Origin of the sequence: Burkholderia sp. Ac-20344, assembly GCF_017104975.1 — a bacterium.
GTDB lineage: Bacteria > Pseudomonadota > Gammaproteobacteria > Burkholderiales > Burkholderiaceae > Burkholderia.
This window is the reverse complement of record NZ_JAAGPP010000007.1, coordinates 41,216-62,280: the sequence shown is the minus strand read 5'-3', so window position 1 is coordinate 62,280 and position 21,065 is coordinate 41,216. Positions and strand designations below refer to the sequence as shown.

General features: G+C 61.4%; 18 protein-coding genes. 9 read left to right on the top strand and 9 right to left on the bottom strand.

What is annotated here, in order from left to right; genetic code table 11:
- Positions 1 to 43 precede the first annotated feature (43 nt).
- From G3N64_RS04265 to G3N64_RS04250, 4 genes are all read right to left on the bottom strand, one after another.
- Entirely contained in the window at positions 44 to 1,132 is a 1,089-nt protein-coding gene (locus G3N64_RS04265) for a HoxN/HupN/NixA family nickel/cobalt transporter (RefSeq protein ID WP_205782538.1), read from the bottom strand.
- Between the two features lie 100 nt (positions 1,133 to 1,232).
- The gene (locus G3N64_RS04260; RefSeq protein ID WP_205782537.1) at positions 1,233 to 2,264 is read right to left on the bottom strand and encodes a DUF4331 family protein; all 1,032 of its coding nucleotides are present in this window, start codon (positions 2,262 to 2,264) and stop codon (positions 1,233 to 1,235) included.
- Between the two features lie 214 nt (positions 2,265 to 2,478).
- On the bottom strand, positions 2,479 to 3,756 hold the full coding sequence (locus tag G3N64_RS04255; RefSeq protein WP_205782536.1) for an MFS transporter: 1,278 nt from the start codon (positions 3,754 to 3,756) through the stop codon (positions 2,479 to 2,481).
- Positions 3,753 to 5,075 (bottom strand): HAMP domain-containing sensor histidine kinase, encoded by a 1,323-nt coding sequence (locus G3N64_RS04250; RefSeq protein ID WP_205782535.1) that lies wholly within the window; start codon positions 5,073 to 5,075, stop codon positions 3,753 to 3,755. The genes G3N64_RS04255 and G3N64_RS04250 overlap by 4 nt, the downstream gene beginning before the upstream one ends.
- Positions 5,076 to 5,402: 327 nt before the next feature.
- On the opposite strand from G3N64_RS04250, the gene G3N64_RS04245 reads away from it, so the two are divergent.
- Positions 5,403 to 6,140, top strand: a complete 738-nt coding sequence (locus tag G3N64_RS04245) for an SDR family oxidoreductase (RefSeq protein WP_205782534.1) — start codon at positions 5,403 to 5,405, stop codon at positions 6,138 to 6,140.
- Positions 6,141 to 6,200: 60 nt separating this feature from the next.
- Here the strand turns inward: G3N64_RS04245 and G3N64_RS04240 are convergent, their stop codons facing one another.
- The gene (locus G3N64_RS04240; RefSeq protein ID WP_205782533.1) at positions 6,201 to 7,169 is read right to left on the bottom strand and encodes a LysR family transcriptional regulator; all 969 of its coding nucleotides are present in this window, start codon (positions 7,167 to 7,169) and stop codon (positions 6,201 to 6,203) included.
- 757 nt (positions 7,170 to 7,926) lie between these two features.
- Here G3N64_RS04240 and G3N64_RS04235 point away from each other — a divergent pair.
- Both G3N64_RS04235 and G3N64_RS04230 read left to right on the top strand, forming a co-directional pair.
- Positions 7,927 to 8,877, top strand: a complete 951-nt coding sequence (locus tag G3N64_RS04235; RefSeq protein WP_205782532.1) for an AraC family transcriptional regulator — start codon at positions 7,927 to 7,929, stop codon at positions 8,875 to 8,877.
- Positions 8,878 to 9,141: 264 nt separating this feature from the next.
- Complete coding sequence (locus G3N64_RS04230; protein ID WP_205782531.1) at positions 9,142 to 9,567, top strand: DUF3331 domain-containing protein; 426 nt, start codon at positions 9,142 to 9,144, stop codon at positions 9,565 to 9,567.
- Positions 9,568 to 9,718: 151 nt separating this feature from the next.
- Here the strand turns inward: G3N64_RS04230 and G3N64_RS04225 are convergent, their stop codons facing one another.
- The 4 genes from G3N64_RS04225 to G3N64_RS04210 all read right to left on the bottom strand — a co-directional run bounded on the left by G3N64_RS04225 (position 9,719) and on the right by G3N64_RS04210 (position 14,374).
- Positions 9,719 to 10,627, bottom strand: a complete 909-nt coding sequence (locus G3N64_RS04225; RefSeq protein ID WP_205782530.1) for a LysR substrate-binding domain-containing protein — start codon at positions 10,625 to 10,627, stop codon at positions 9,719 to 9,721.
- A gap of 94 nt (positions 10,628 to 10,721) precedes the next feature.
- Positions 10,722 to 11,066 (bottom strand): DUF4148 domain-containing protein, encoded by a 345-nt coding sequence (locus G3N64_RS04220; RefSeq protein ID WP_205782529.1) that lies wholly within the window; start codon positions 11,064 to 11,066, stop codon positions 10,722 to 10,724.
- 297 nt (positions 11,067 to 11,363) lie between these two features.
- Complete coding sequence (locus G3N64_RS04215; protein ID WP_205782582.1) at positions 11,364 to 13,697, bottom strand: FdhF/YdeP family oxidoreductase; 2,334 nt, start codon at positions 13,695 to 13,697, stop codon at positions 11,364 to 11,366.
- Between the two features lie 218 nt (positions 13,698 to 13,915).
- Positions 13,916 to 14,374, bottom strand: coding sequence for a DNA starvation/stationary phase protection protein (locus tag G3N64_RS04210; protein ID WP_241020775.1), 459 nt, complete (start codon positions 14,372 to 14,374; stop codon positions 13,916 to 13,918).
- 594 nt (positions 14,375 to 14,968) lie between these two features.
- On the opposite strand from G3N64_RS04210, the gene G3N64_RS04205 reads away from it, so the two are divergent.
- The 6 genes from G3N64_RS04205 to G3N64_RS04180 all read left to right on the top strand — a co-directional run bounded on the left by G3N64_RS04205 (position 14,969) and on the right by G3N64_RS04180 (position 21,031).
- Positions 14,969 to 15,790: an alpha/beta hydrolase gene (locus G3N64_RS04205; protein ID WP_205782527.1), complete on the top strand. Its 822-nt coding sequence runs from the start codon at positions 14,969 to 14,971 to the stop codon at positions 15,788 to 15,790.
- Positions 15,791 to 16,310: 520 nt separating this feature from the next.
- Positions 16,311 to 16,697: a response regulator gene (locus tag G3N64_RS04200; protein WP_205782581.1), complete on the top strand. Its 387-nt coding sequence runs from the start codon at positions 16,311 to 16,313 to the stop codon at positions 16,695 to 16,697.
- A 119-nt stretch (positions 16,698 to 16,816) separates the two neighbouring features.
- Positions 16,817 to 19,006: a PAS domain-containing sensor histidine kinase gene (locus tag G3N64_RS04195; RefSeq protein WP_205782526.1), complete on the top strand. Its 2,190-nt coding sequence runs from the start codon at positions 16,817 to 16,819 to the stop codon at positions 19,004 to 19,006.
- Positions 18,996 to 19,670, top strand: coding sequence for a response regulator (locus G3N64_RS04190; protein WP_205782525.1), 675 nt, complete (start codon positions 18,996 to 18,998; stop codon positions 19,668 to 19,670). The genes G3N64_RS04195 and G3N64_RS04190 overlap by 11 nt, the downstream gene beginning before the upstream one ends.
- Positions 19,671 to 19,849: 179 nt before the next feature.
- Positions 19,850 to 20,527, top strand: a complete 678-nt coding sequence (locus G3N64_RS04185) for a heavy metal response regulator transcription factor (RefSeq protein ID WP_205782580.1) — start codon at positions 19,850 to 19,852, stop codon at positions 20,525 to 20,527.
- 225 nt (positions 20,528 to 20,752) lie between these two features.
- Positions 20,753 to 21,031 (top strand): DUF4148 domain-containing protein, encoded by a 279-nt coding sequence (locus G3N64_RS04180; protein ID WP_205782524.1) that lies wholly within the window; start codon positions 20,753 to 20,755, stop codon positions 21,029 to 21,031.
- Positions 21,032 to 21,065: the final 34 nt, after the last annotated feature.

Sequence of the window (21,065 nt, the reverse complement as noted above, 5' to 3'; positions counted from 1 at the left end):
ATGGATTTCCTTTGTGGTGAGTGAACGTTAAACGGGTGAAGAATCATGCGTCGCCGCCGCGTGCCCAGTGCTGTTCGATTCGTCCGAACTTCCATATCGCGACGGACACCGCCCATGTCGCGGCGAATAGGGCGACGATCGCGAAACCCATATGGTTGAGGTCGAGTGCTGGCAGCCACGTACCTGACGCGACGTGGATATGGAAGACGTTGTCGAGCAGACCCAGCATCTCGATCGTTCCGATGATGAGCGCAAAGCCGATCGAGAGGCCCGTGACGACGAGGTTGTAGTAGATTTTGCGAATGGGGTGCGTGAGCGCCCATCCGTATGCAAGCGTCATGAACGAGCCGTCGATCGTGTCGAACAGCAGCATGCCCGCAGCGAAGAGGACGGGCAGGCAGAGGATCGCGTACCACGGGAGGCCCGAGGCGGCGCCCGCACCGGTCAGCACCAGGAGCGCGATTTCGGTTGCGGTATCGAATCCGAGCCCGAACAGGACGCCGACGAAATACATCTGACCGGGTTTGCGAACGATGCGCATCAACGGCGCGAGAAGCCGGCTGATCAGGCCGCGCGAGCCGAGGCATCGTTCGAGTTGCGCTTCATCGAACCTCCCGCTCCGCATGCTTCGAAATGCTGTGCAAAGATCGTAAAACGAAGCGATGTTCAACGCCGCTATCGAATAAAGGAAGACGCTGGAAACGATCGCGCCAACGGTGCTCGTCAGCATGCGCAGCGGCGAGCCGGCGTCGAGTACATGCGCCGATAGAGAATGCATGCCGAGTGCGATGAAGAGGGCGAGTCCGAACACGACGCTCGAATGGCCGAACGAGAACCAGAACCCCACGCTCGATGCCCGCTGGCCTTCACCGATCAGTTTGCGCGTGGTGTTGTCTATCGCCGCGATGTGGTCGGCGTCGAACGCGTGCCGCATGCCCAGCGAGTACGCAGTGATCCCGGCGCCGATGCCGAAGGCGCGGGAGTCGACGCTGAGGTGGTGCGGAACGATAAACGCGACCAACGTACCCCAGCCAACGACGTGAAGAAGAACGATGAACATGCCGAGCGCAACCCATGAAACGGTTGCGGTCCGGTGGTTTGAGAAACGACGAATGTCATGGCTCGCGGACATGGAAGCCTCGTCAAGAATGAGGGGAGAATCGGGGCCGCCGACGCCGGGCGGTCAATTGCTACCGGAGAGCGTCGGCGCCACCGCGCACCGCCGAGTCGATTCAAACCTTGGGCACGTACGGGAACGTCGAGGACGGCTTCGATGTGACGGACTCTTTCCCGATTCCGAGACTGATCGGCGTATTTGCGGCGATCGAGAACATCACATCCGGTGCGTTATCGGTCATGGACCGCCCGTTCCATTGCGAGAAGCCGAATACGGCCGGCGTGCCGACCGTGTACGGCAGTACGTTCGGAAGCAGTCGGTGTGCGACGGCTGCTGCATAGCCGTCCGGGTCTTCGGCTGTTCCGTTGGCTCTCACCGCGCCCGCGATCGCCTTGATGAGCGTGGCGCCGTAGGTTTCGAAGTCGTCGGCCGGGCGGCCAGCGTTCAGCCGGTCGCCGAGATCCTCGTTGAACTGAGTGAAGAGCGGATGAATCATCGGGAGCCCGACGCGATTGATCGGTCGCCAGCCGCCACTGTCGGTGGCGAGTGTCGCGACCGCCCACACGCCGATTTTCCGGTTACCGTTTGCCGTGGCGAGCAATTCCGCGTCAGGCACTTCGAGAACGATCGAATACACGGTGTGACCGGCAAACAGGTTGCGCGCATCACGAGGTTGCCACGTGCCCAGATCGAGCGGCTGGCCGTCCTGGAACGCGTGACCGACCGCATGAAGGACATCGGGTTCGATCCAGAACGGATCCCCTGCGCGTCCGGCCCACACTCGCAGGCCGGACGGCGTCGTAATCGTCTCATCGGTGTCGCCTTGCGCAACCACGTCGCCGGCCGCATGCGGATCCGCAGCCGAAGTGCCGACGATGCGGCGCACGACGAAATGTTGTTTTCCGCTGGCTTCCCGCTCGTTAAACGTGATGCGATAGGTCACGTCCTCGATTGAGTCCTGATCGAGGTCGATCTTGAATTCATAGAACCCTTCGGGGTGGTAACCAGGCGTCGGTACGTCGCCGGCAATCGAATGGCAAACGTTGATGACGAATACGGTCCCGGTCTGGCCTCGAAAGCAATACAGGTCGGTGATGTCGAGACGGATGTCCTGGCGGGCGAGCGGGGAGTCGAGGTGATGCGACATGGTTCGATCCTTTCCGTAAGATCAATGAGGATGGCGGCGATCCGGCGTCGTGGACACCGCACCGCGATGCCTCGCGCTGGATGACGGAAAGGAGTGTGACGCGCCGACCGAACCGGCGCTGTCCGGAAAGGCAGCGCCATTTCCGATTTGCACGGCATCGATACCATGCACATGTGCCGCCGTCTCCGCGGGCTTGCGGACCGGCGGCTAGATGTTATGCGCTCGCGCTACGGGCGGTGCGAACCTGAAGAACAGCAATCAGCGTAATCGCGGCAGACACGCAGACATACCAGCCGGCAGCGGAATGCAGGCCCGTCCACGCATCAACCGAAGCAACCACGAACGGGGCTGTACCGCCAAACAGTGCGACACCGGTGGCATACACGACCGACATCGCGACGGCGCGACCTCGCATCGGGAACATTTCGAGGATAACAACAATGCTCGGTGCACCAGCGATGGCAGACAACCCGGCGAGTAGCGCGACCACGCAGCGTAATACGAGGGGTTGCGGATGGATCGCCGCGTAATGGAATGCCGGTAGTACGGCCAGCATGGTCAAGGCACGCGACAGGCCGATGGTTCTCAATCGCCCGGTTCGATCCGCGAGCCAGCCGCCAGCCAGCGACAGACTCAGCGTGACCGCGCCGACAGCCACCGTCGTCACAAAAGCGGCGTATGCAGTCGGTGGTGGACCGGCTACGCCGACCGTGGTCGCGTAGGTCGCAACATAGGTCGGTACAGTGCCGCCGAAGATCAATGCAATCGCGATGAGCCACTGCTGCCTATACCCGACTAACGTAGTACGCACAGCGCGCCCATCGCGCGGTACCCGCCAAGTCTCGTCGATCTGGCGGCGCAAATAGAGTTGAACGGGAATGAGCATACCCGCTAGCGCGAATGGTATGCGCCAGCCCCAATGCTGAATTTGCGTGATCGTAAGAAGGTTGAATATTGCAATACCGCAACTGCCAGCTGCGACCAATGCAAGTCCCTGGCCCGCCATCAGCCATCCTGCGTAGACGCCTTTGCGCTCGGGTGGACAGCGCTCGATCAGCAACGCTCCCGACGATCCCATTTCCCCACCGATCGCAAAGCCCTGCAGGATCCGGCAGATGAGTACGGCGATCGGAGCGCCAATGCCCAGGGTCGCATAGCCGGGCGTTAACGCAACCCCAACCGAACCTGCGGTGACGAGTGCCGCGGTGAGTAGTAACGCTGGCTTGCGTCCGGCGGTGTCTGCATGGAGGCCGATCACCAGCGCGCCGATCGGGCGGGAGAGGAACCCGGCCGCGAACGTGCCAAGCGACAACATTCGGCCATAGGCAGCCGATGCGTGCGGGAAGAACGCATCGGCAATGAATGCGGCGAAGACCGCGTAACAGAAGTAGTCGAAAAACTCGACAGCGTTGGCAAGCACAACCGAGGCCAAGGTGCCCGCCGTAAGGCTGTGTGCAAACGCTTTGTCGGCATCGTTCCGAGATCGTCTCATGCGGCCTGGCCACCTTCGGGTGCAGATGCACGCGGATTACTGGTACCGAAGGCCCCTGGACAGCGCGGGACGGTGAAGCAGAAAGTCGTGCCTTGTTTACTGGTTTGCCCGATCCATATCGTACCGCCGTGAGCCTCCACGATTGACTTCGAGATCGGAAGACCCATCCCCATTCCGTCGCTCTTCGTGCTGGAAAGCGGTTGAAATATCGAGTCCGGCTGGGCCGCCGCGATGCCACTGCCCGAATCGGAGACTTCGAACAGTGTCTGCATATTGTCGTAGCGGCGCACGCGCACCGCCAGTTCGGGCGCGCGATCGGCGAGATTGGCTGCCGAGATCGCATGGATACCGTTTATCAACAGGTTGGTCAGCACTTGTTGAAGTTGAATACGATCGGCATACGCGCGTATTCCCGGCTCGATATCCGTTGCGACGGCGATTGAATGCGCATTCGCCTCCGATGCAACCAACAGCATCGCGGATTGCACGATTTCCGCGCAATCGACGTCGGTCGCCTCGACCGGCGCACCGACGAGAAACCCGCGCAGACGCTGGCAGATGGCCGCAATGTCGTCCGTCCAACGTGCCGCGTATCGGAATGCGGCCAATGCTTCATCGATATTCGGCTCGGGCCGGTCCATCCAGCGAGCGGCTGCGTCCAGCGCGGTCCGGACCGCGCCGAGCGGCTGACCGATTTCGTGAGTAATCGATGCAACGAGCTGCCCGACCATCGACACTCTTGCGGTTCGGGCCATTTGCGCGCGCAACGCCTGCAGGCGCTCGCTGTTTTCCTTGTGCTCGGTCACGTCGAATGCATAGAAATGCAGACGACGATACTGTGCCGGGTCGGCCGGCAGCGAACACCGCCACACGATAGGCACCTTCCTGCCGGTGAGGGTCGATAGCAGGCGTTCGCCCTGGCAAAACGCCCGCCCGTCGAACATCGCGCGCAGTACCTGCGAGTTGCTGATGCGATTCGCCGGAAGCAGCTTGCGCGATTGTTCGAAAAACAGCTCCTTGGATTCAGCTTCGAAAAGTGCGAGCGCGGCGCCGTTTGCGTCAATGAACGCGTGCAGCTCGCGCAGCTCGTCGATGACTTGCGGATGGGCGTCGACGTAGGCTTCCAGATCCGTCACGCCACATGCCTTGAGCGAGTCGACCCACGCCTTGATGCCGGACCAGTCTTCTATAAGAATCGGTATGGGCGCGTCGCGAAACAGCGAATCCGCTTCGACGCGCGCTTGCGCCGCAGGGCTCGACGACGGGTCCGAAGCATTCCGTGTCGACAGGCTCGGCGACTTTCCGTTTGATCCGTTCATGGGGCGAGTTCGAATACGTGTGAAGCGAGGTCGAGCACCGCTGGGTGTCGCGGACGAAGGTGTCGCGGGAAAGGTGCGGCGATTATACAAAACCATAATTTCCTGAGAACCGGTGGCTGCGAATCGTTGCGTGGGCGCGGCATTCGGGCCTGTCGCCACGGTGCGAACCGACTGACCGCGCGTCTCTAGTCTTCTTCGCTCAAGTGCGTTGTGGCTGCTCTGGCTCAATAAACGTGCGAATCGAAAAAGAGCGGATCGGTGGCAACTGCATATTGGTGCGGGCATCGGGCTGTGCCGGTGCGTCACATCAACTGAACGGAGCCAAATATGTCGGAAGTAGTGAAAGTTGCGCTTGTCACCGGAGCGTCGGGTGGCATCGGCAAGGCGGTCGCATTGCGCCTCGCGGCCGACGGATTTGCGATCGTGGGCCACTACGCTGGAAATGCCGCCGAGATGGACACACTCATCTCGGAGATCACCGACCAAGGCGGTCAGGCAATCGCGGTCAAGGGCGATATCAGCGCGGTGGACGACGTCGCCGCACTCTATGAGCGTACGTTGAATGCATTCGGACGGCTCGATGTGGTCGTCCATTGCGCGGGCATCATGCCGCTCGCGCCTATCGGCCCGGACGGTCTGGACATATTCGACAGGACGATTCGGGTCAATCTGCGCGGCAGCTACCTGGTCATGGCGCATGCCGTGTCGCACCTGGGCGCCGGCGGCCGTATCGTCGTCTGTTCCAGCAGTGTCGTCGCGAAGTCTTTCCCCAACTACGGCGCGTACATCGCGTCGAAGGCGGGCGGCGACGGACTGGTGAGAGTGCTGGCGAACGAGATGCGCGGGCGGGGGATTACGGTCAACGCGGTCGCACCTGGGCCTGTCGCGACCGAGTTGTTCCTGAAAGGGAAGACGGACGAGCAGATCGAGCGGCTCGCGCACCTTGCACCGCTCGAGCGGCTCGGCGAGCCGGACGATATTGCCCGGGCGGTAGCGTTTCTCGTCGGCGAGGACGGCCAGTGGATCAACGGTCAGATTCTTTACGCCAACGGTGGTTTTGCTTGATGTATCGGACGCCTTCGGCGAGCGGTCGCGAAGGCGTCTTCCCTCTTCTCCCCGTGCATGTCAGCCTGCGCAAGCGGGGTGTTCCGAGCGAGGGGCGAGTCCCGCCACACCTGGGACAGTGTGGCACCTTGGCGCCTGAAGAGTGTCGATCATGTGCGCCACCACGAAATCGACGAATGTTCGGATTTTCGCGTCGACGTGGCGACGCGATGCGTAAAGCACGTACACGGGAGTGCGCTCCAGTCGCTGTTCGGGGAACAGGCGCACGAGCGAGCCTTGGCGAATGTCGTCGATCACGCAGTGCAGCGGCAGCGCGGCGACGCCGGCACCAGCAAGAACGGCGAAGCGCGTGGCATCTACATCGTCGATGACGATGGGTCCCTCGTGGTTCGTCGATGCAAGCTTGACGATGTTGAGTCTCGCTTGGTGTTTGGACGTCGAAACGCGCGTCGGCACGGGCGTCAGCGCATGCGCGACCACCTGGTCGAACGTATCGATTCGGCATGTCCGGAGATACCTCGGTTCAGCGACCAGCACATGCTCGATCTGGCCGATTATCCGGCTCACGTTCCCGGAATCGGGCAGTGAAGCCGTGGGCACGATTGACACATCGACGCGGTCTTTAATGAGATGTGCGGTGCCGGGTATGAATGTCACATGAACCTTGACGCTCGGGTGCCGACGTTGATATTCGACGAGACATTGCGTGACGCGTCGGAGTCCGAGCTCGGGCGAGCAATGGACGTGCAGTGTGCCGTGCGGCCGTGAATAGGCGCCGACGGCCTCCGCTTCCGCGTCGTCGAGATCGACGAGAACCTGCTTGCATCTGGCGTAATAGCGCTGCCCGGACTCCGTCAATGACAGGCTGCGTGTGGTGCGATTCAGCAGCCGCGTATGCAGCCGGTTCTCGAGCATCGAGACCGCACGCGACACGCATGCCTTGCTGTACTCCATCTGAACGGCAGCCGCGCTGAAACTGCCTGTTTCCACCACGCGCGAGAAGATTCGCATGCTCAGTAGCGTGTCCATTCATACCTCGCCTTCTGGGGGAGTGTCGACTGACCGACAGCAGGGTCCGGGATGGACGATCACGCGCACCAGGCTGCTGTCTCGCGATAAAAAGATAGCGGGATGCTCGCTCGCGCGCCATCGTACGTTTGGATGTGCGGATACCCGATGGGAACTCCAGTCTCATCCTCCTGTATAGCAGCACCGTTGATTTCAGTTTTGTCATCCGGATGTTCGAATGGCGTCAAGCCCGATCGTCACAATGGGCTCACTGGACAACGACTGCATCGGCTGACGTGTTTGCCGTGCGTCAACGATACGCACTCCCCTGCTTATGCGAGGTATTAGCGATGCATAACCCGATATCGACGAGCGCATGGCCAAGACCCAAATCCATCGAATCGTGCAGTGATGGTGGGAAAGACCGACCGATTTCGCATGCCTGTTAATACCTTCGTATAGTCGGGGCCAGCGGTTTCTGGCAGGAGCACGTATCGGCGATGACGTTTCCGCGTCCGCCGCCAGTCTTTCTTCAGGCGCGATTGATCGTTCTCACTGAGGCCCGGGGCGTGAGGGCGATCATTCGTCGCCATGCCGACAAGGCGTGGTGCGGGATGCGAGCCTTGATTCGTGAATTAAACCTCGATATGACCGACCTCACCCATCGATAAGTTCGAGCAACCCTTTGTACGGCTGGTGCGACGTTGTTCGTTTCGATACCTTGTATTCACCGCGCAGGTCGTGCGCAACGTTTCATGTTTCCGTCAGGTAGCTAACCATGATTCTTTTGTCATCGAGTCCTTCCAGGACCGCCGCCGATTTCAACGCGCTTGCCGGCGCGCGCGTGTCGAGCCCTATCGCTGCCGAAACGACCTGGCGCGAGCCTGGGGCCGGTCGCGATATGGACATCGCGCTTTCGCGCTGGACGCGCAATGGCACCGAGACACTCGAGGTAGCGAACGATTGCAGCGAGAATTGGCACTGCATCGGCATCAACCTCAAATGTACGGTGCTGACTTTCACCCACGCGGGGCGCCCTCTCGTCCAGGGACGGTTGACGGCGGGCGCTGCGCAAGTCACGGCGCCGGGCGTCGCGTGCCGCGCGGTGTTTGACGCACCGAGTGACGTGCTGCATTTGTTCGCGTCGCAAGCAGTACTGGCCGAATGCTATGCCGACCTGTTCAATCGCGCTCCTTCGGCCGACATCGTCATCGACGACCCGCGTCTCATCCGGGATCCTGCGCTTGAGCGACTCGGTCAGGCACTGGCCGTGTCTCACACGCAGGACGCGGCGTTGGGCAAGGTTTTCGCCGACAGCGTCAGCCTTGCAATCGTGTCGCGTATCGTGGCCAGCCACTTCGCGACGAACAGGAGCGAGGTGCGCGGTGCGGCTGCGCTGCCGTCGTGGCGCATGCGGCGCGTGGTCGAGTTCGTCGAAGCGCACCTCGCCGACTCGATCGGGCTCGCCGACATGGCACAAAGTGTCGGGCTGACGCGGATGCACTTTGCCGCCCAATTTCGTCGAGCCACCGGATTGCGGCCGCACGAGTATCTGATGCGGCGGCGCATCGAACGCGCACAGCAACTGTTGCTCGAATCGCGCCACGGCTTGCTCGATGTTGCACTGGGTTGCGGCTTCCGTTCGCAAGCTCATTTCACTACGGTGTTCAAACGTTTCGTCGGAGAGCCCCCTTTTTGCTGGAGAGCCAAGGCAAATGCAGATCGATGAACGGGTAACAGCATTCCTTGCCGTGAGCGAGGGATTTCTTCGTGGCACTTACCGGTGCGATGGCCGAAACGCTGTCCATCAAATTTCGCAAGTGTCGCAGAACTGTATCGGCGCCGGGCCGCGTGCATCGAATGACGTTCGCGAGACTGCGGAGCGCGCTCGCCGATGTGACTACCCAGGCGCGCCCAGATAGCGCCGTGCGCGGCGCCGCTCGCGGCGCACGCCCACCGAAGCGGTTCAACCTACGACGCAACGAGGACGACAATGAACTTCTCGACCGACGTGATGGCGATGGATCCATGGCAGCAGACGCTGAGTTTGCTGTCCCAACTGTGTCGAAACGATCTGCGACCGATCGTACCTGAGCCTGAGTCACTGCGTGGGCGTGTGGCTACGCATCAGGGCCGCTCATCAGAGGCAGGTTCCGGGCTTCGGGCCGTTTCGGTGAGCTTCGTCGATCGTGTGAGCTCGACAGCCGTGACGATCGCATGGCGCGATTCCACGCACTGCTCGTATGGTGACCAGACCTGGCACGTGACACGTGCCCGCGCAAGCGGCGTGTGTGCACTCAGCGGTCGCCCGGTCCGGACCGGCGATGCCGTATATCAGCCGCGTGGCCGTCCGCGGCCGCTCAATGCCGGTGCGATGATCCTCGAGGCGGTGCTCCGCGAAGCGGAAACAGATCGGTGACGCAAGCGACAATGCGGCAAGCAGAAGCCTCCAGCGAGCGGCAAATCCGCTTGCCGCGTGTCAGTTCGCGCTCGTTTGGACCGAACGATTAATTGAATGGAGCGTGCGGATTCCGATCGTCCTTGAACGCAAAGCGCGTCATAGCGGCGAACTACAGCGTGCCCACTGCAATCGCGGTGTTCAGTGTTCCGCTCGCGATCAGGTCGAACAACGCCTGGCTACTGGGCGACAACGATCGCCCTTTCGCCCAGACCATGTGGAGCGGCCGCGCTATTCTCATGTCGTCGACTTCGACAACGGCCAGCTCGCCGCGTCGCAATTCATCCGCGACGCTGAGCGTGGAGATGTAAGCAAGCGCGTGCTGGGACAGCAGCATCCGCTTGATGGCTTCGGTGTGGCTTACCGACATCAGCGGCTCGATCTCAAGCCCGGCGCGACGGTACGATTCTTCGATGATCGCGCGCGTTCCGGACCCTGGCTCGCGCATGATGACCGCCCTGCTCACGAGATCTCGCGCGCATACTCTTTTGCTCGCGAGCGGGTGACCGGCCGCGGCGATGACGGCGATTTCGTCGGAACCAATGCGTCGGGCATGGAGAATGGAATCGTCGAACGGTCCCTCTATGAAGCCGATCGTGAAGGTCAAATCGTGTAATCCCGCTTCCACGCGCTCGGTGTTCGTGACCGTGAGATCGATGGTGACGCGAGGGTAACGTGCGTTGAATAGCGCAATGGCTTCCGGCACGAAGAAAACGCCTAGCGTGCCGCTCGCGCCGATCTTCATGTGACCCGATCCAAGGCCGGCAAGCTCCGCGAGCTGTTTTTCGGCCGTATCCGCGAGAGTAAAAATGCGACTTGCATACTCGTACAGCAGCTTGCCACCTTCCGTCAGTGCCACGCCGCGAGGCAACCGATCGAACAGCACGATGCCGAGACGATCTTCGAGCTCGCGAACCTCCCGGGTGACGGCCGGCTGACTGACGTGCAGTTGCTCCGCGCCGGCGCTGATGCTGCCGGCGCGCGCGACTTCATAAAAGGCGAGAAGGTGAGTGAAGTTCATGGAGCTCGACAGGGGCGACAGCAGCTGCGCGCCGCGCTTGCAGCCCACGTGCCAAACGAGCGAGCTCGGCTGAACGGTGCGCGGTCCATGCGTGTCAGCTACCGAAATAGGGATTGCAGAAGCTTGCCGGACCGACGCAGGATGCGGACGCGTGCGTGGTTGCGTGAATGCGCTTGCCGCTTCCCGAGGTTCCGTCCGTCAACGCACTGCCGAAGCCGCTCCCTGCCTGCTGCCTGGCAGCAATCTTCGCCTCGGCTGCTTGAATGTCCGCCGGATACTGCGGATCGTTTCCGGTCGCCGGGTTGTAGCCAGCACGCTCGACACGGACCAGATCGGCGCGCACTTGCTCGCGCGTGAGCTGCGTGGAGCCCTGAGCGAAGCTCACGGCGGGAGCGGCGAGGGTGCCGATGACGATGGCGATACATGCGAGCGTTTTCATGATGAAGCTCCTTCAGTTGAGTTGAATGCGACACATCTTCCACTGTCGATCAATTTCGCGTTGGTCAAACAGCGTGTGCCATTACCGGGTCTCGGTGGCGTGGCCACTGTTCGCGAGTCGGTAAAGGAAGAATATCGGCGCGCCGCTCGCACGAAAAATGCGTTGTTGCGATGCTTGCCATAATGTAGTGGCATGGCGGTCGGCCGGTGTGATCGGCGATTCTCGAAGGGGCCGCCCGCGGCCTGTGGCCGCTGACGGTGCCGGATACGCGATGAACTGGCCAGGCCCGTAGAGCGGCTATCCCCCGATCGCCCGTGCAACTGCGAATGCGGCGGAATCCGGGCCTACCGTAGCCGCACGCACCACCTTCACGGGGACGGACTTGTACGCGGGCGTGCGGCTTTGCGGGTCGAATGCATCGAGCGGCACAAGCGGATTCGCTTCGGGGTAGTAGGCGCCGCAACAGCCGTCCGGCAGCGAGTATTCGACAATCTTGAAGCCGCGCACGACACGTTCGATGCCGTCCGTCCACATCGCGACAATGTCCACGCGCTCGCCCGGATGCAGATTGCGCCTGGCGAGTTCGCGCGGATTCATGAACAGCACGTCGCGCTGCCCGAATACGCCACGATATCGGTCCGAATGAGAATAGAGCGTGGTGTTGTACTGATCGTGGCTGCGCATCGTCGTGAGCATCAGCGCTTGCGCGTCGCCATGATCGAAATCTTCGTCGAGACCGTCGAAGACGAGAAAATTCGCCCGGCCCGTCGAAGTGGCCCACACCCTCTCGCGCGCGGTCGAAGCGAGATGAAAGCCGCCGGGTATGCGAATGCGATCGTTGTATGCGTGGAAGATCGGGAATACTGCTTCGATGGCGTCGCGAATACGATCGTAGTTGGCGACGAGGTGCTCCCATGGCACGCGGGAGACACTGCCAAGCGTCGCGCGGGCGATACCGGCGACGATCGCCGGCTCGCTAAGCAGCTGCTCCGACGCTGGCAGGTTGCGGCCAGCCGACGCATGGACCATCGACATCGAATCTTCCACGGTAATCGACTGGGGCCCGTCAGCCTGCATATCGATCTCGGTGCGCCCGAGGCAAGGCAGAATCAATGCGGCTTTGCCGTGCACCAGATGGCTCCGATTGAGCTTCGTTGCGATGTGCACGGTCAGGTCGAGCCGGCCGATCGCCGGCTGCACGCGGACCCAGTCCGGTATGGCCGCGGCGAAATTCCCGCCCAGCGCGATAAAGACCCGTGCATGGCCGCGCATCATCGAGTCGATGGTCGCGAGCACATCATGACCGTGTGCAGCAGGCGGGCGAAAGCCGAAGGTGCGCTCGATGCCGTCGACCAGCGCAGCGGTCGGCTTCTCGGTAATGCCGACCGTCCGGTTGCCTTGCACGTTCGAATGTCCGCGCACCGGGCAGATTCCGGCTCCGGGGCGCCCGACGTTGCCTCGCAGCAGCGCGAGGTTGGCGATCTGCTGGACGTTTTCCGTGCCGCGACGGTGCTGGGTGAGCCCCATCCCGTACACCAGGATCACGTTGTTCGCCGCCGCGTAGATGCATGCGGCATTTTCAATGTCGGCCCGCGCGAGGCCCGACACGCGCTCGATGGCGTCCCATGACGTTGCTCGCAAATCCGCGATGAGCTCGTCGATACCTTTCGTATGACCCGCGATGAACGTCATATCGAGGATTCGGGGCTTGTCGGCCTCGACGGCTGCATCGTCTGCCTCGACGATTGCCTTCATCATGCCCTTGAGCACGGCCGCGTCGCCGCCGACGCGGACCTGGTAGAGGAATGTGCTGATCGGCGTCGAACCGAGCGTTGCCATTTCGAGCGGATCCTGCGGCGCGGTGAAGCGCTCGAGCGCGCGTTCGCGAAACGGGTTGAACGAGACGATCTTGGCCCCACGGCGAGACGCTGCATGGAGGTCGCTCATCATTCTCGGGCTGTTGGTCCCGGGGTTCTGGCCGAAGATGAAGATCGCGTCGGCCTGCTCGAAGTCTTCGAGCAGCACGGTCCCTTTGCCTACGCCGATCGACTGCGGCAGCCCGACGCTCGTGGCTTCGTGGCACATGTTCGAGCAATCGGGAAAATTGTTCGTGCCGAATTCGCGTACAAAGAGCTGATAGAGGAATGCCGCTTCGTTCGATGCGCGTCCGGACGTATAGAAATCGGCCTGGTCTGGATGGTCGAGGGCATTCAGGGCATCTGCGATAGTCGAGAACGCGGCCTCCCACGTGACCGGTACGTAGCGATCCGACATGGGGTCATAGGTCATCGGGTGAGTGAGGCGTCCGGCCATCTCGAGATCGTAGTCATCCCATGTCGACAGCTCTGACACGCTGTGTGCAGCGAAGAACTCAGGCGTGCAGCGCTTCGACGTTGCCTCCCATGCCACCGCTTTCGCACCGTTCTCGCAGAATTCGAACGACGACGTATGTTTCGGATCGGGCCATGCGCAACCCGGACAGTCGAATCCCTCCGGTTGGTTCATGTGGAGCAGCGTCTTCGCGCCGGAAACGGGAATGCCCTGTACTGCGAGCGCCGCACCCGTCGCTTTGAGAGCCCCCCAGCCGCCGGCGGGTTCGCTGTAGATACGAACGGTTTTCTTCCTGGCCATGTCGAGTTCCTCGATGGATTCGGGATCGATCTTGATGCGTTCGTGCGCGACGGTATTGCATCTTGGCGCCGCGGTTTTCGAATTCGCACGCAAGAATGCCGGTGACCGGAGTGCGCTGCTCGGAGACTTCCCGACAGGGCGCGGAAATGGCGCGACCCGCAATTGGCGGTGGAGCGTTGTTGAAGCAAGCGCCGTCGACAAGCGGTCTAGCCGATGTGCTAACGACAGGCTTCGGCAAGAAACCATGCGCGCCGTTGCGCTTCGTCGATCCAGTTCTCGAGCATGCTCGCCGTTGCGACGTCTCCGTGCGCTCCGCAGACAGCGTGCGCGGCCAACATGAACTGCACGAGCAGCAGGTTGTCTCGGTGAAGTTCGCTCAGCATCGCGTCGGGGGGCACGTTCGCTGCGTCGTTATCCGCGAGTCGTTGGTGCCGTGCGATGTCGGCTATCGAACGCAACGTCGTCCCGCCGACCTTACGTACGCGCTCGGCGATGTCATCCGTGATCGCGAAGAGCTGGACACCGTGCTCGTCAAGCATCAAATGGTAGTCACGGAAATGCGCACCGCTCATGTGCCAGTGGAAATTCTTCGTCTTCAGGTAGAGCGCAAACACGTCTGCGAGTAACGGGTTGAGCGCGTCCGAGATCGCGCTGACCGCGCGTTCGTCGAAACTCATCGCGGTTTCGGAGGTAGCTTGGCGAATGGTCTGGCGTGCTTTTGACATGAGGTGGCTCCTTTTCAACGCAAACGGCGGCATCACGATCGAAGCACTCGTGTCGCGTGGTGCCGTTGAGAACGATTCGAAGGCACCGCATGGGAGCACGACATGCCGGACAATGAGACAGTGCATGCAGCCGTTTCTTGGCGAGACTTGCGTCCGTTCGCGGCCTTCATGGCAGTCGCGATGGGCAGACGGAACGCAAGAATGTATGGAGAGGTTGGCGATTCGGCCGTTCCGGGATTTTTCCGTTCGCCCGTAACCACGTGAATCGAACGGCTGCAAAACCGATGTCTGGGCGAGCGACGCGACTCGGCCTCGGCCTCGACCTCGACCTCGACCTCGACCTCGTGTGCGGCAACCGTGTATGCCGGGGACGATCGTGCGGAGCGGAAAATCCCGGTCCCTGTCAAAGGGAACGGGGATTCGTCGCTTCGATAATTGTTCCAGTGCGTGAGTTTTGCGGCCCGCGTCGTGGCCGCGAGGCAGCGCGTAACGTCGCTTCTACCGTGAAGGCAGGTTGGGAGCGACATCGCCAAGGAGAGTACGAAGATGGCAACGCTCGTATTGAAAGACGGAACCGAACTGTTCTACAAGGACTGGGGCTCGGGCCAGCCGGTGGTGTTCTCGCACGGATGGCCGTTGAACGCCGACGCGTGGGATGCACAAATGATGTATCTCGCCGAGCGAGGCTATCGCGTGATTGCGCACGACCGCCGGGGGCACGGCCGCTCCAGTCAACCGTGGGGCGGAAACGAGATGTCCCGTTACGCGGACGATCTCGCCGAACTCATCGAATATCTCGATCTCAAGGATGCAGTACTCGTCGGTCATTCGACCGGAGGCGGGGAGGTTGCCCGATATATCGGCCGTCACGGCACCACGCGTGTCGCGAAGGCCGTATTGATCGCGGCTGTGCCGCCGCTAATGCTGAAAACCGAGGCGAACCCCGGTGGCCTGCCGTTGTCGGTGTTCGACGATATCCGAAAGGGTGTCCTGGCGAACCGCTCGCAGTTCTTCAAGAACCTGGCGGTCCCGTTTTACGGCTTCAACCGCGACAATGCAAAGGCGTCGGCCGGGACGGTGGATGCGTTCTGGTATGCGGGCATGCAATGTTCGATCAAGAGCGCGTACGACTGCATCAAGGCCTTCTCGGAAACCGACTTCACCGCTGATTTGCGAAGCATCGACGTTCCTACACTGGTGCTGCAAGGCGATGACGATCAGATCGTCCCGCTCGACGATTCCGGTCGGTTGTCGGCCGAGATCGTTCGCGACGCACGGCTGACCATTTACCCCGGCGCACCGCACGGCTTGTGTACCACGCATGCCGATCAGGTGAGCGCGGATATTCTCGCGTTCATTCGCGCGTGACATTCCGGCCGCTCGACGTGTCGTCGGTCGACGCGAACCGGCGACGCGCGTGACGCGTTCCCGATACCGGTGCACTTACCGCCGGTATCGGCTCGGCGACATCGCCGGCCGCCCGCCGCGCATGCGGCCCTCATCGCACCGACGATGCGCCGAGATCCGGACATTCGATGCAATGCAGACGTGGAATCCTCATGCATGGCGGCAGAAGTGGAGTGCCACGCATACCGCACGCGTGCGGCATGCGTACCTTCGTTTATCACAGGCTTGTACGGCCTTCGTTGCGCGGAAGCCGGCGTGAGGTGGCGTCGTCCGATCGGGATGAGGCCGCGTTTTCCAAGCAAACGCGACGGCGATGGCGTCCGACAGCTCGGCATTGCGATGAACGACCGGTGCCGACCGGGACCGCGTGGAACTATACATATATATGATTTCCGCAAATTGCCGATTTCTCTATGATTGGGGGCGACAGGGCGACCAATGTTCGGTCACCCGAAACGGAATTTCGGCCGAGGGCTCGGGTTTGCAGAATTATCCAATCGTTTCGATTGTTGACGATGACGAATCCGTCCGTGTCGCCACGTCCAGTCTGGTTCGCTCGCTGGGTTGGAGCGCGAAACTTTACGCATCGGCGGAGCAGTTTCTGGCCACCGACGACGTTCTGGACGTTTCTTGCGTTATTTCGGACGTGCAGATGCCTGGTATTTCAGGTCTGGAAATGTATCGACGGCTGCTGGACAGCGGCGTCACGGTGCCGATTATTTTCATTTCGGCATTCGCGTCCGATGCCGTCCGTCGGCAGGCGCTCGATATGGGCGCGATCTGCGTGTTGAGTAAACCCGTGGATGGCGTGGAAGTTGCCCGCCATCTGGAATCTTTGAAGAACAGCGGGGCAAACCGGGCCTCGTAGCGCATTCCGCAAGCCAGGTATCCCCGCTCGTATCGCCAACGCGCTGCTGTGGGAAAACGAGATACAGACTGGTATTCCGTACGCTTCATTTCCTTCGAGCACTGCGAAACACGACGACGATGAGCAATCGGACAATTGGCAAGCCGTGGCGAGAAGACGCACGCGTGTTGTACACCCTGGCGGGTGCACTGGCGTCGCTCATTTTCATCATCGACGTGACGCCGCTCGATATTGCGATTGCAGTGCTTTACGTGGTGGTGGTGTTGCTAGTGGCGTCCGCGGGCTCCCGCCGGGCCACGTATGTCGCTGCATGCGGATGCGCGGGATTGACATTACTCGCGCTGGGACTGTCGCATGACGAACGCTATTCCGGCGGCGCGCTCGCACGTTGTTGCGTCAGCTTGCTGGCGATAGGTACGACGGCACTTTTGTCGCTGCGCAATATCGCCAACACCGCGACCTTGCGTGAGCGATTGCAGTTGCTCGATCTCACTCATGACGCGATCGTCGTATACGACTTGCAGGGCAGGATCGCGTTCTGGAATCAGGGCGCGGAAGCGCTTTACGGCTGGACGGCCGAACAGGCGCTCGGTCAGCCGGTCCACGTGCTTACACAGACCGTCGCGTCGGTGCCGCTCGATCGCATTCACCGTACCGTACTCGAGTCTGGACAGTGGCAGGGTGAACTGCAGCGTGTACGCAAGGACGGGAAAGTGGTGATGATATCGAGTCGACTCGCGCTGTGGCGTGATGCCGGCGGAAAGGCGGTTGCGATACTCGCGACCAACAATGACATCACGGACCGCAAGCGCCTGGAGGGCGAAATGCGGCAGCAGAAAGATGAATTGCACGCGATGATCGACGCCATTCCAGCGATGGTGTGGAGCTCGGATAGTGAGGGCAAGATTGGCTATGTCAACAAGCGATGGACGGAGTTCGGCGTGTCCATGGCCGAGCGCGAAGAGGATATCTGGCGTGCCGTCGTACATCCCGACGATCTGGTTGCGATGCAGCACGCATGGGAACGCGCTGTCTGTAACGAATCACGGTTCGAGAACACCGTCCGGATCAGGCGCGAGGACGGCGTCTACCGATGGGTGCATGTCCGCGCGGCACCGCTTCGCGACGGGAGCGGGCGTCTCGTTCGTTGGTATGGGGTGAATGCGGACATAGAGGCACGAAAGCAGGCAGAGCAGGCATGGCGCCGCAGTGAGGCACTTTTATCGGGCGCGCAGCGGCTGAGCCATACCGGTAGTATTGCGATGCGGCTTCCCGACGGTACGATGTGGTGGTCCGACGAGACATATCGCATCTTCGAACTCGGTCGCCACATGGTACCGAGCCTGCAGGCGATTGCATCGCGCGTCCATCCGGATGACATTTCCGTCGTTCGCAATGCGTGGAATCGCCAAGTCTCGGGTGCGTCGGCGCTTGACATCAAGTTTCGACTGTCGATGGCCGATGCCCGCATCAAACATGTCCATTACGTTGCGCATCCGATCCGACATCAAAACGAGACGGAATACGTCGGTGCATTGATGGACATCACCGAGCGAGTCGTCGCGCAGGAAGCGCTTGATCGATCGAATGCCGAACTGGCGCACGCGACGCGGGTAACGATGCTGGGCGAACTGGCCGCGTCGATCGCTCATGAAGTCACTCAGCCGCTCGCAGCAATCGTCACGGCTGGCGACGCTGCATTGCGCTGGATCGATCGGCCGGAGCCGGATCTGCGCGAGGTACAGCAATCCGTTGCACAGATGATCCGCGACGCCAAGCGAGCGTCCGATGTCATCCGGCAGATCCGTGCAATGGCGAGAAAGCGTGCGCCCGAACAGGTACTGCTCGACCTGAACGACGTCGTGCGAGAATCGCTCGAACTCGTCGCGCGCGAGCTGGAGACCCAGCGGGTGGACGTTGAGACAGACTATTCGTCGTTACCCCAGCGCGTTTGCGGCGACCGCGTGCAATTACAGCAAGTTGTCATCAATCTGGTGATGAACGCGATACAGGCCATGTCGGGCGTGCCTCCGGGCGCGCGCCGCTTGCGGCTTCGCACTCAGGCGCGCGATGGCCGCGCCCACGTGATGGTGGAGGACCACGGAGTCGGGATCCGGGACGAAGACTTCGCCCGGCTGTTCAGCGTATTCTTCACGACGAAGCGGGACGGAATGGGCATGGGCTTATCGATATGCCGGTCGATAGTAGAAGCGCATGGCGGCCGTATTTGGGCCGAGATGCCGGACCGCCCCGGAACGGTCGTACAGTTCGTATTGCCACTGGATGAGGAAACGTGTAATGAACCCTGACGCGCAAGACGCCGCCCATCAATCGATCGTTTATGTCGTCGACGATGACGAGTCGATGAGAACAGCGGTCGACATGCTGCTTCGGTCGGTCGGGTTCCGCGTTGAAGCGTTCGCGTCGGCGCAGGAGTTTCTCGCCTTCGACAAGCCCGACGTCGCGAGCTGCCTGATTCTCGACGTTCGCCTGAAAGGCCAGAGCGGGCTCGCGGTTCAGGAGCAGATCGCCACCGCCGAGCTGCACCTGCCGATCATCTTCATGACGGCGTACGGCGATATTGCGATGTCGGTGAAGGCGATGAAGGCCGGTGCGATGGATTTCCTCGCGAAGCCGTTTCGAGAGCAGGACATGCTCGACGCGGTCACTGCGGCGCTAGAGCGCGATGCGCGATGGCGAAGCGGGCATCGTTCGCTCCTCGATCTGCGCGCGCGCTATGCAACGCTGTCCGCGCGCGAGCGCGAGGTCATGGCGTTCGTGGCGAGCGGCCTGATGAACAAGCAGATCGCGGCAGAACTGAATCTGAGCGAAATCACCGTCAAGATTCACCGCGGACAGGCGATGAAGAAGATGGATTCGCACTCGTTGGCCGACTTCGTGAAGAAGGCCGAGGCGCTGGGTGTCGACCGGCCGGCACAGGCCCCCGGGGCAGCCAGAATGCAAGGTAGCTAGCGTGCGTCGGAACCTGACAAGCGACGACGTTCGTCTGTTTGGCCGCGTAATCGGATCCTGATTTTTTCCTTCGGAAACGGGAACCTCGGCGTAGCCGATACGGCCGCGATTGCATGTCGCTGTTTCTTCTTCCAGGACGGTTCGCCGATCGTGCGGCGACAGTTCGCACGGGTACGATCATGCGCATTCTGATAGTCGAAGACGAGCCGAAGACCGGTGCATATCTGAAGAAGGGGCTTGAAGAATCCGGCTTCAGTGTCGACCTCGCGAAAGACGGTGCAGAAGGGTTGATGCTTGTACAGGAAGAGAGCTACGACGTGATCGTGCTCGACGTGATGCTGCCGGTACTCGACGGCTGGGGCGTACTTAAGCGATTGCGCGCCACGCATATGACGCCGGTGTTGTTTCTGACAGCGCGCGACGACGTACAGGACCGAGTGCACGGTCTCGAACTCGGCGCCGACGATTATCTGGTGAAGCCGTTTGCGTTCGTCGAGCTGCTCGCGCGTATTCGCACGCTAGCGCGTCGCGGACCGCCGCGGGAGATGGAGCGTATCGTCGTCGGTGATCTTGAAATCGACGTCGTGCGTCGCCGCGTGAAGCGAGGCACGGTCCGCATCGAGCTCACGCCGCGCGAATTCTCCCTGCTGCAACTGCTTGCGCGACGGCACGGCGAGGTGCTGACCCGAACGCAAATCGCGTCGTATGTGTGGGATATGAACTTCGATAGCGATACCAATGTCGTCGAAGTAGCGATCAGGCGTTTGCGCGCGAAAATCGACGAACAGTTCGAGGTGAAGCTGATTCATACGGTGCGTGGCGCTGGCTACGTGCTCGAGCTGCAGGACACTGCGTGATGCTCTGGGTCGTCGATCGCACCGTTCGCGCGCCCAAGCCGCTAATCCTGCAAAGTTCGATCGACGGTCAACTGAAGCGATCCGTGGATTTCGGAATCGTCATCTAACAGTCAGCGTGTCGGTGGGGGCACGGTACGAGAATAGGTTGGTCGATTGCAGCGCCAACGCCATTCGCTGTGCAATCGCGATGCAATTTTCTCGATCTACGCCCAGGAGAGTTTCATCATGAACCGCCGACTCATCGCAGCAAGTGCGCTACTCTTTGTCGCGCTCGGTACACCGGTTGTAGCGTTTGCGCAGATTCCGCAACATGTGCTGACGCGCGCGCAGGTTATCGCTGATCTGGCGCAGGCCGAGCGGGACGGCACCGTGCCCAATCCAAACTCGGACTACCCTCCCAGCGCCCAGGCGGCCGCCCGCCATCGCGATATGTACCCGATGGCGCCCGGTGTGCGGACAGCCGTAAGCGCGCCGGCGTTCGTGTCGAACGCACGTCCCCAATAACTCGGGAGCATGGCTACCGACACTCCTGCGTCAG

What these genes read in the sequence shown, in the direction of transcription:
- G3N64_RS04265 (WP_205782538.1), bottom strand. Translation starts at nt 1,132, where the DNA reads ATGTCCGCGAGCCATGACATTCGTCGTTTCTCAAACCACCGGACCGCA.
- G3N64_RS04260 (WP_205782537.1), bottom strand. Translation starts at nt 2,264, where the DNA reads ATGTCGCATCACCTCGACTCCCCGCTCGCCCGCCAGGACATCCGTCTC.
- G3N64_RS04255 (WP_205782536.1), bottom strand. Translation starts at nt 3,756, where the DNA reads ATGAGACGATCTCGGAACGATGCCGACAAAGCGTTTGCACACAGCCTT.
- G3N64_RS04250 (WP_205782535.1), bottom strand. Translation starts at nt 5,075, where the DNA reads ATGAACGGATCAAACGGAAAGTCGCCGAGCCTGTCGACACGGAATGCT.
- G3N64_RS04245 (WP_205782534.1), top strand. Translation starts at nt 5,403, where the DNA reads ATGTCGGAAGTAGTGAAAGTTGCGCTTGTCACCGGAGCGTCGGGTGGC.
- G3N64_RS04240 (WP_205782533.1), bottom strand. Translation starts at nt 7,169, where the DNA reads ATGGACACGCTACTGAGCATGCGAATCTTCTCGCGCGTGGTGGAAACA.
- G3N64_RS04235 (WP_205782532.1), top strand. Translation starts at nt 7,927, where the DNA reads ATGATTCTTTTGTCATCGAGTCCTTCCAGGACCGCCGCCGATTTCAAC.
- G3N64_RS04230 (WP_205782531.1), top strand. Translation starts at nt 9,142, where the DNA reads ATGAACTTCTCGACCGACGTGATGGCGATGGATCCATGGCAGCAGACG.
- G3N64_RS04225 (WP_205782530.1), bottom strand. Translation starts at nt 10,627, where the DNA reads ATGAACTTCACTCACCTTCTCGCCTTTTATGAAGTCGCGCGCGCCGGC.
- G3N64_RS04220 (WP_205782529.1), bottom strand. Translation starts at nt 11,066, where the DNA reads ATGAAAACGCTCGCATGTATCGCCATCGTCATCGGCACCCTCGCCGCT.
- G3N64_RS04215 (WP_205782582.1), bottom strand. Translation starts at nt 13,697, where the DNA reads ATGGCCAGGAAGAAAACCGTTCGTATCTACAGCGAACCCGCCGGCGGC.
- G3N64_RS04210 (WP_241020775.1), bottom strand. Translation starts at nt 14,374, where the DNA reads ATGAGTTTCGACGAACGCGCGGTCAGCGCGATCTCGGACGCGCTCAAC.
- G3N64_RS04205 (WP_205782527.1), top strand. Translation starts at nt 14,969, where the DNA reads ATGGCAACGCTCGTATTGAAAGACGGAACCGAACTGTTCTACAAGGAC.
- G3N64_RS04195 (WP_205782526.1), top strand. Translation starts at nt 16,817, where the DNA reads ATGAGCAATCGGACAATTGGCAAGCCGTGGCGAGAAGACGCACGCGTG.
- G3N64_RS04190 (WP_205782525.1), top strand. Translation starts at nt 18,996, where the DNA reads ATGAACCCTGACGCGCAAGACGCCGCCCATCAATCGATCGTTTATGTC.
- G3N64_RS04185 (WP_205782580.1), top strand. Translation starts at nt 19,850, where the DNA reads ATGCGCATTCTGATAGTCGAAGACGAGCCGAAGACCGGTGCATATCTG.
- G3N64_RS04180 (WP_205782524.1), top strand. Translation starts at nt 20,753, where the DNA reads ATGAACCGCCGACTCATCGCAGCAAGTGCGCTACTCTTTGTCGCGCTC.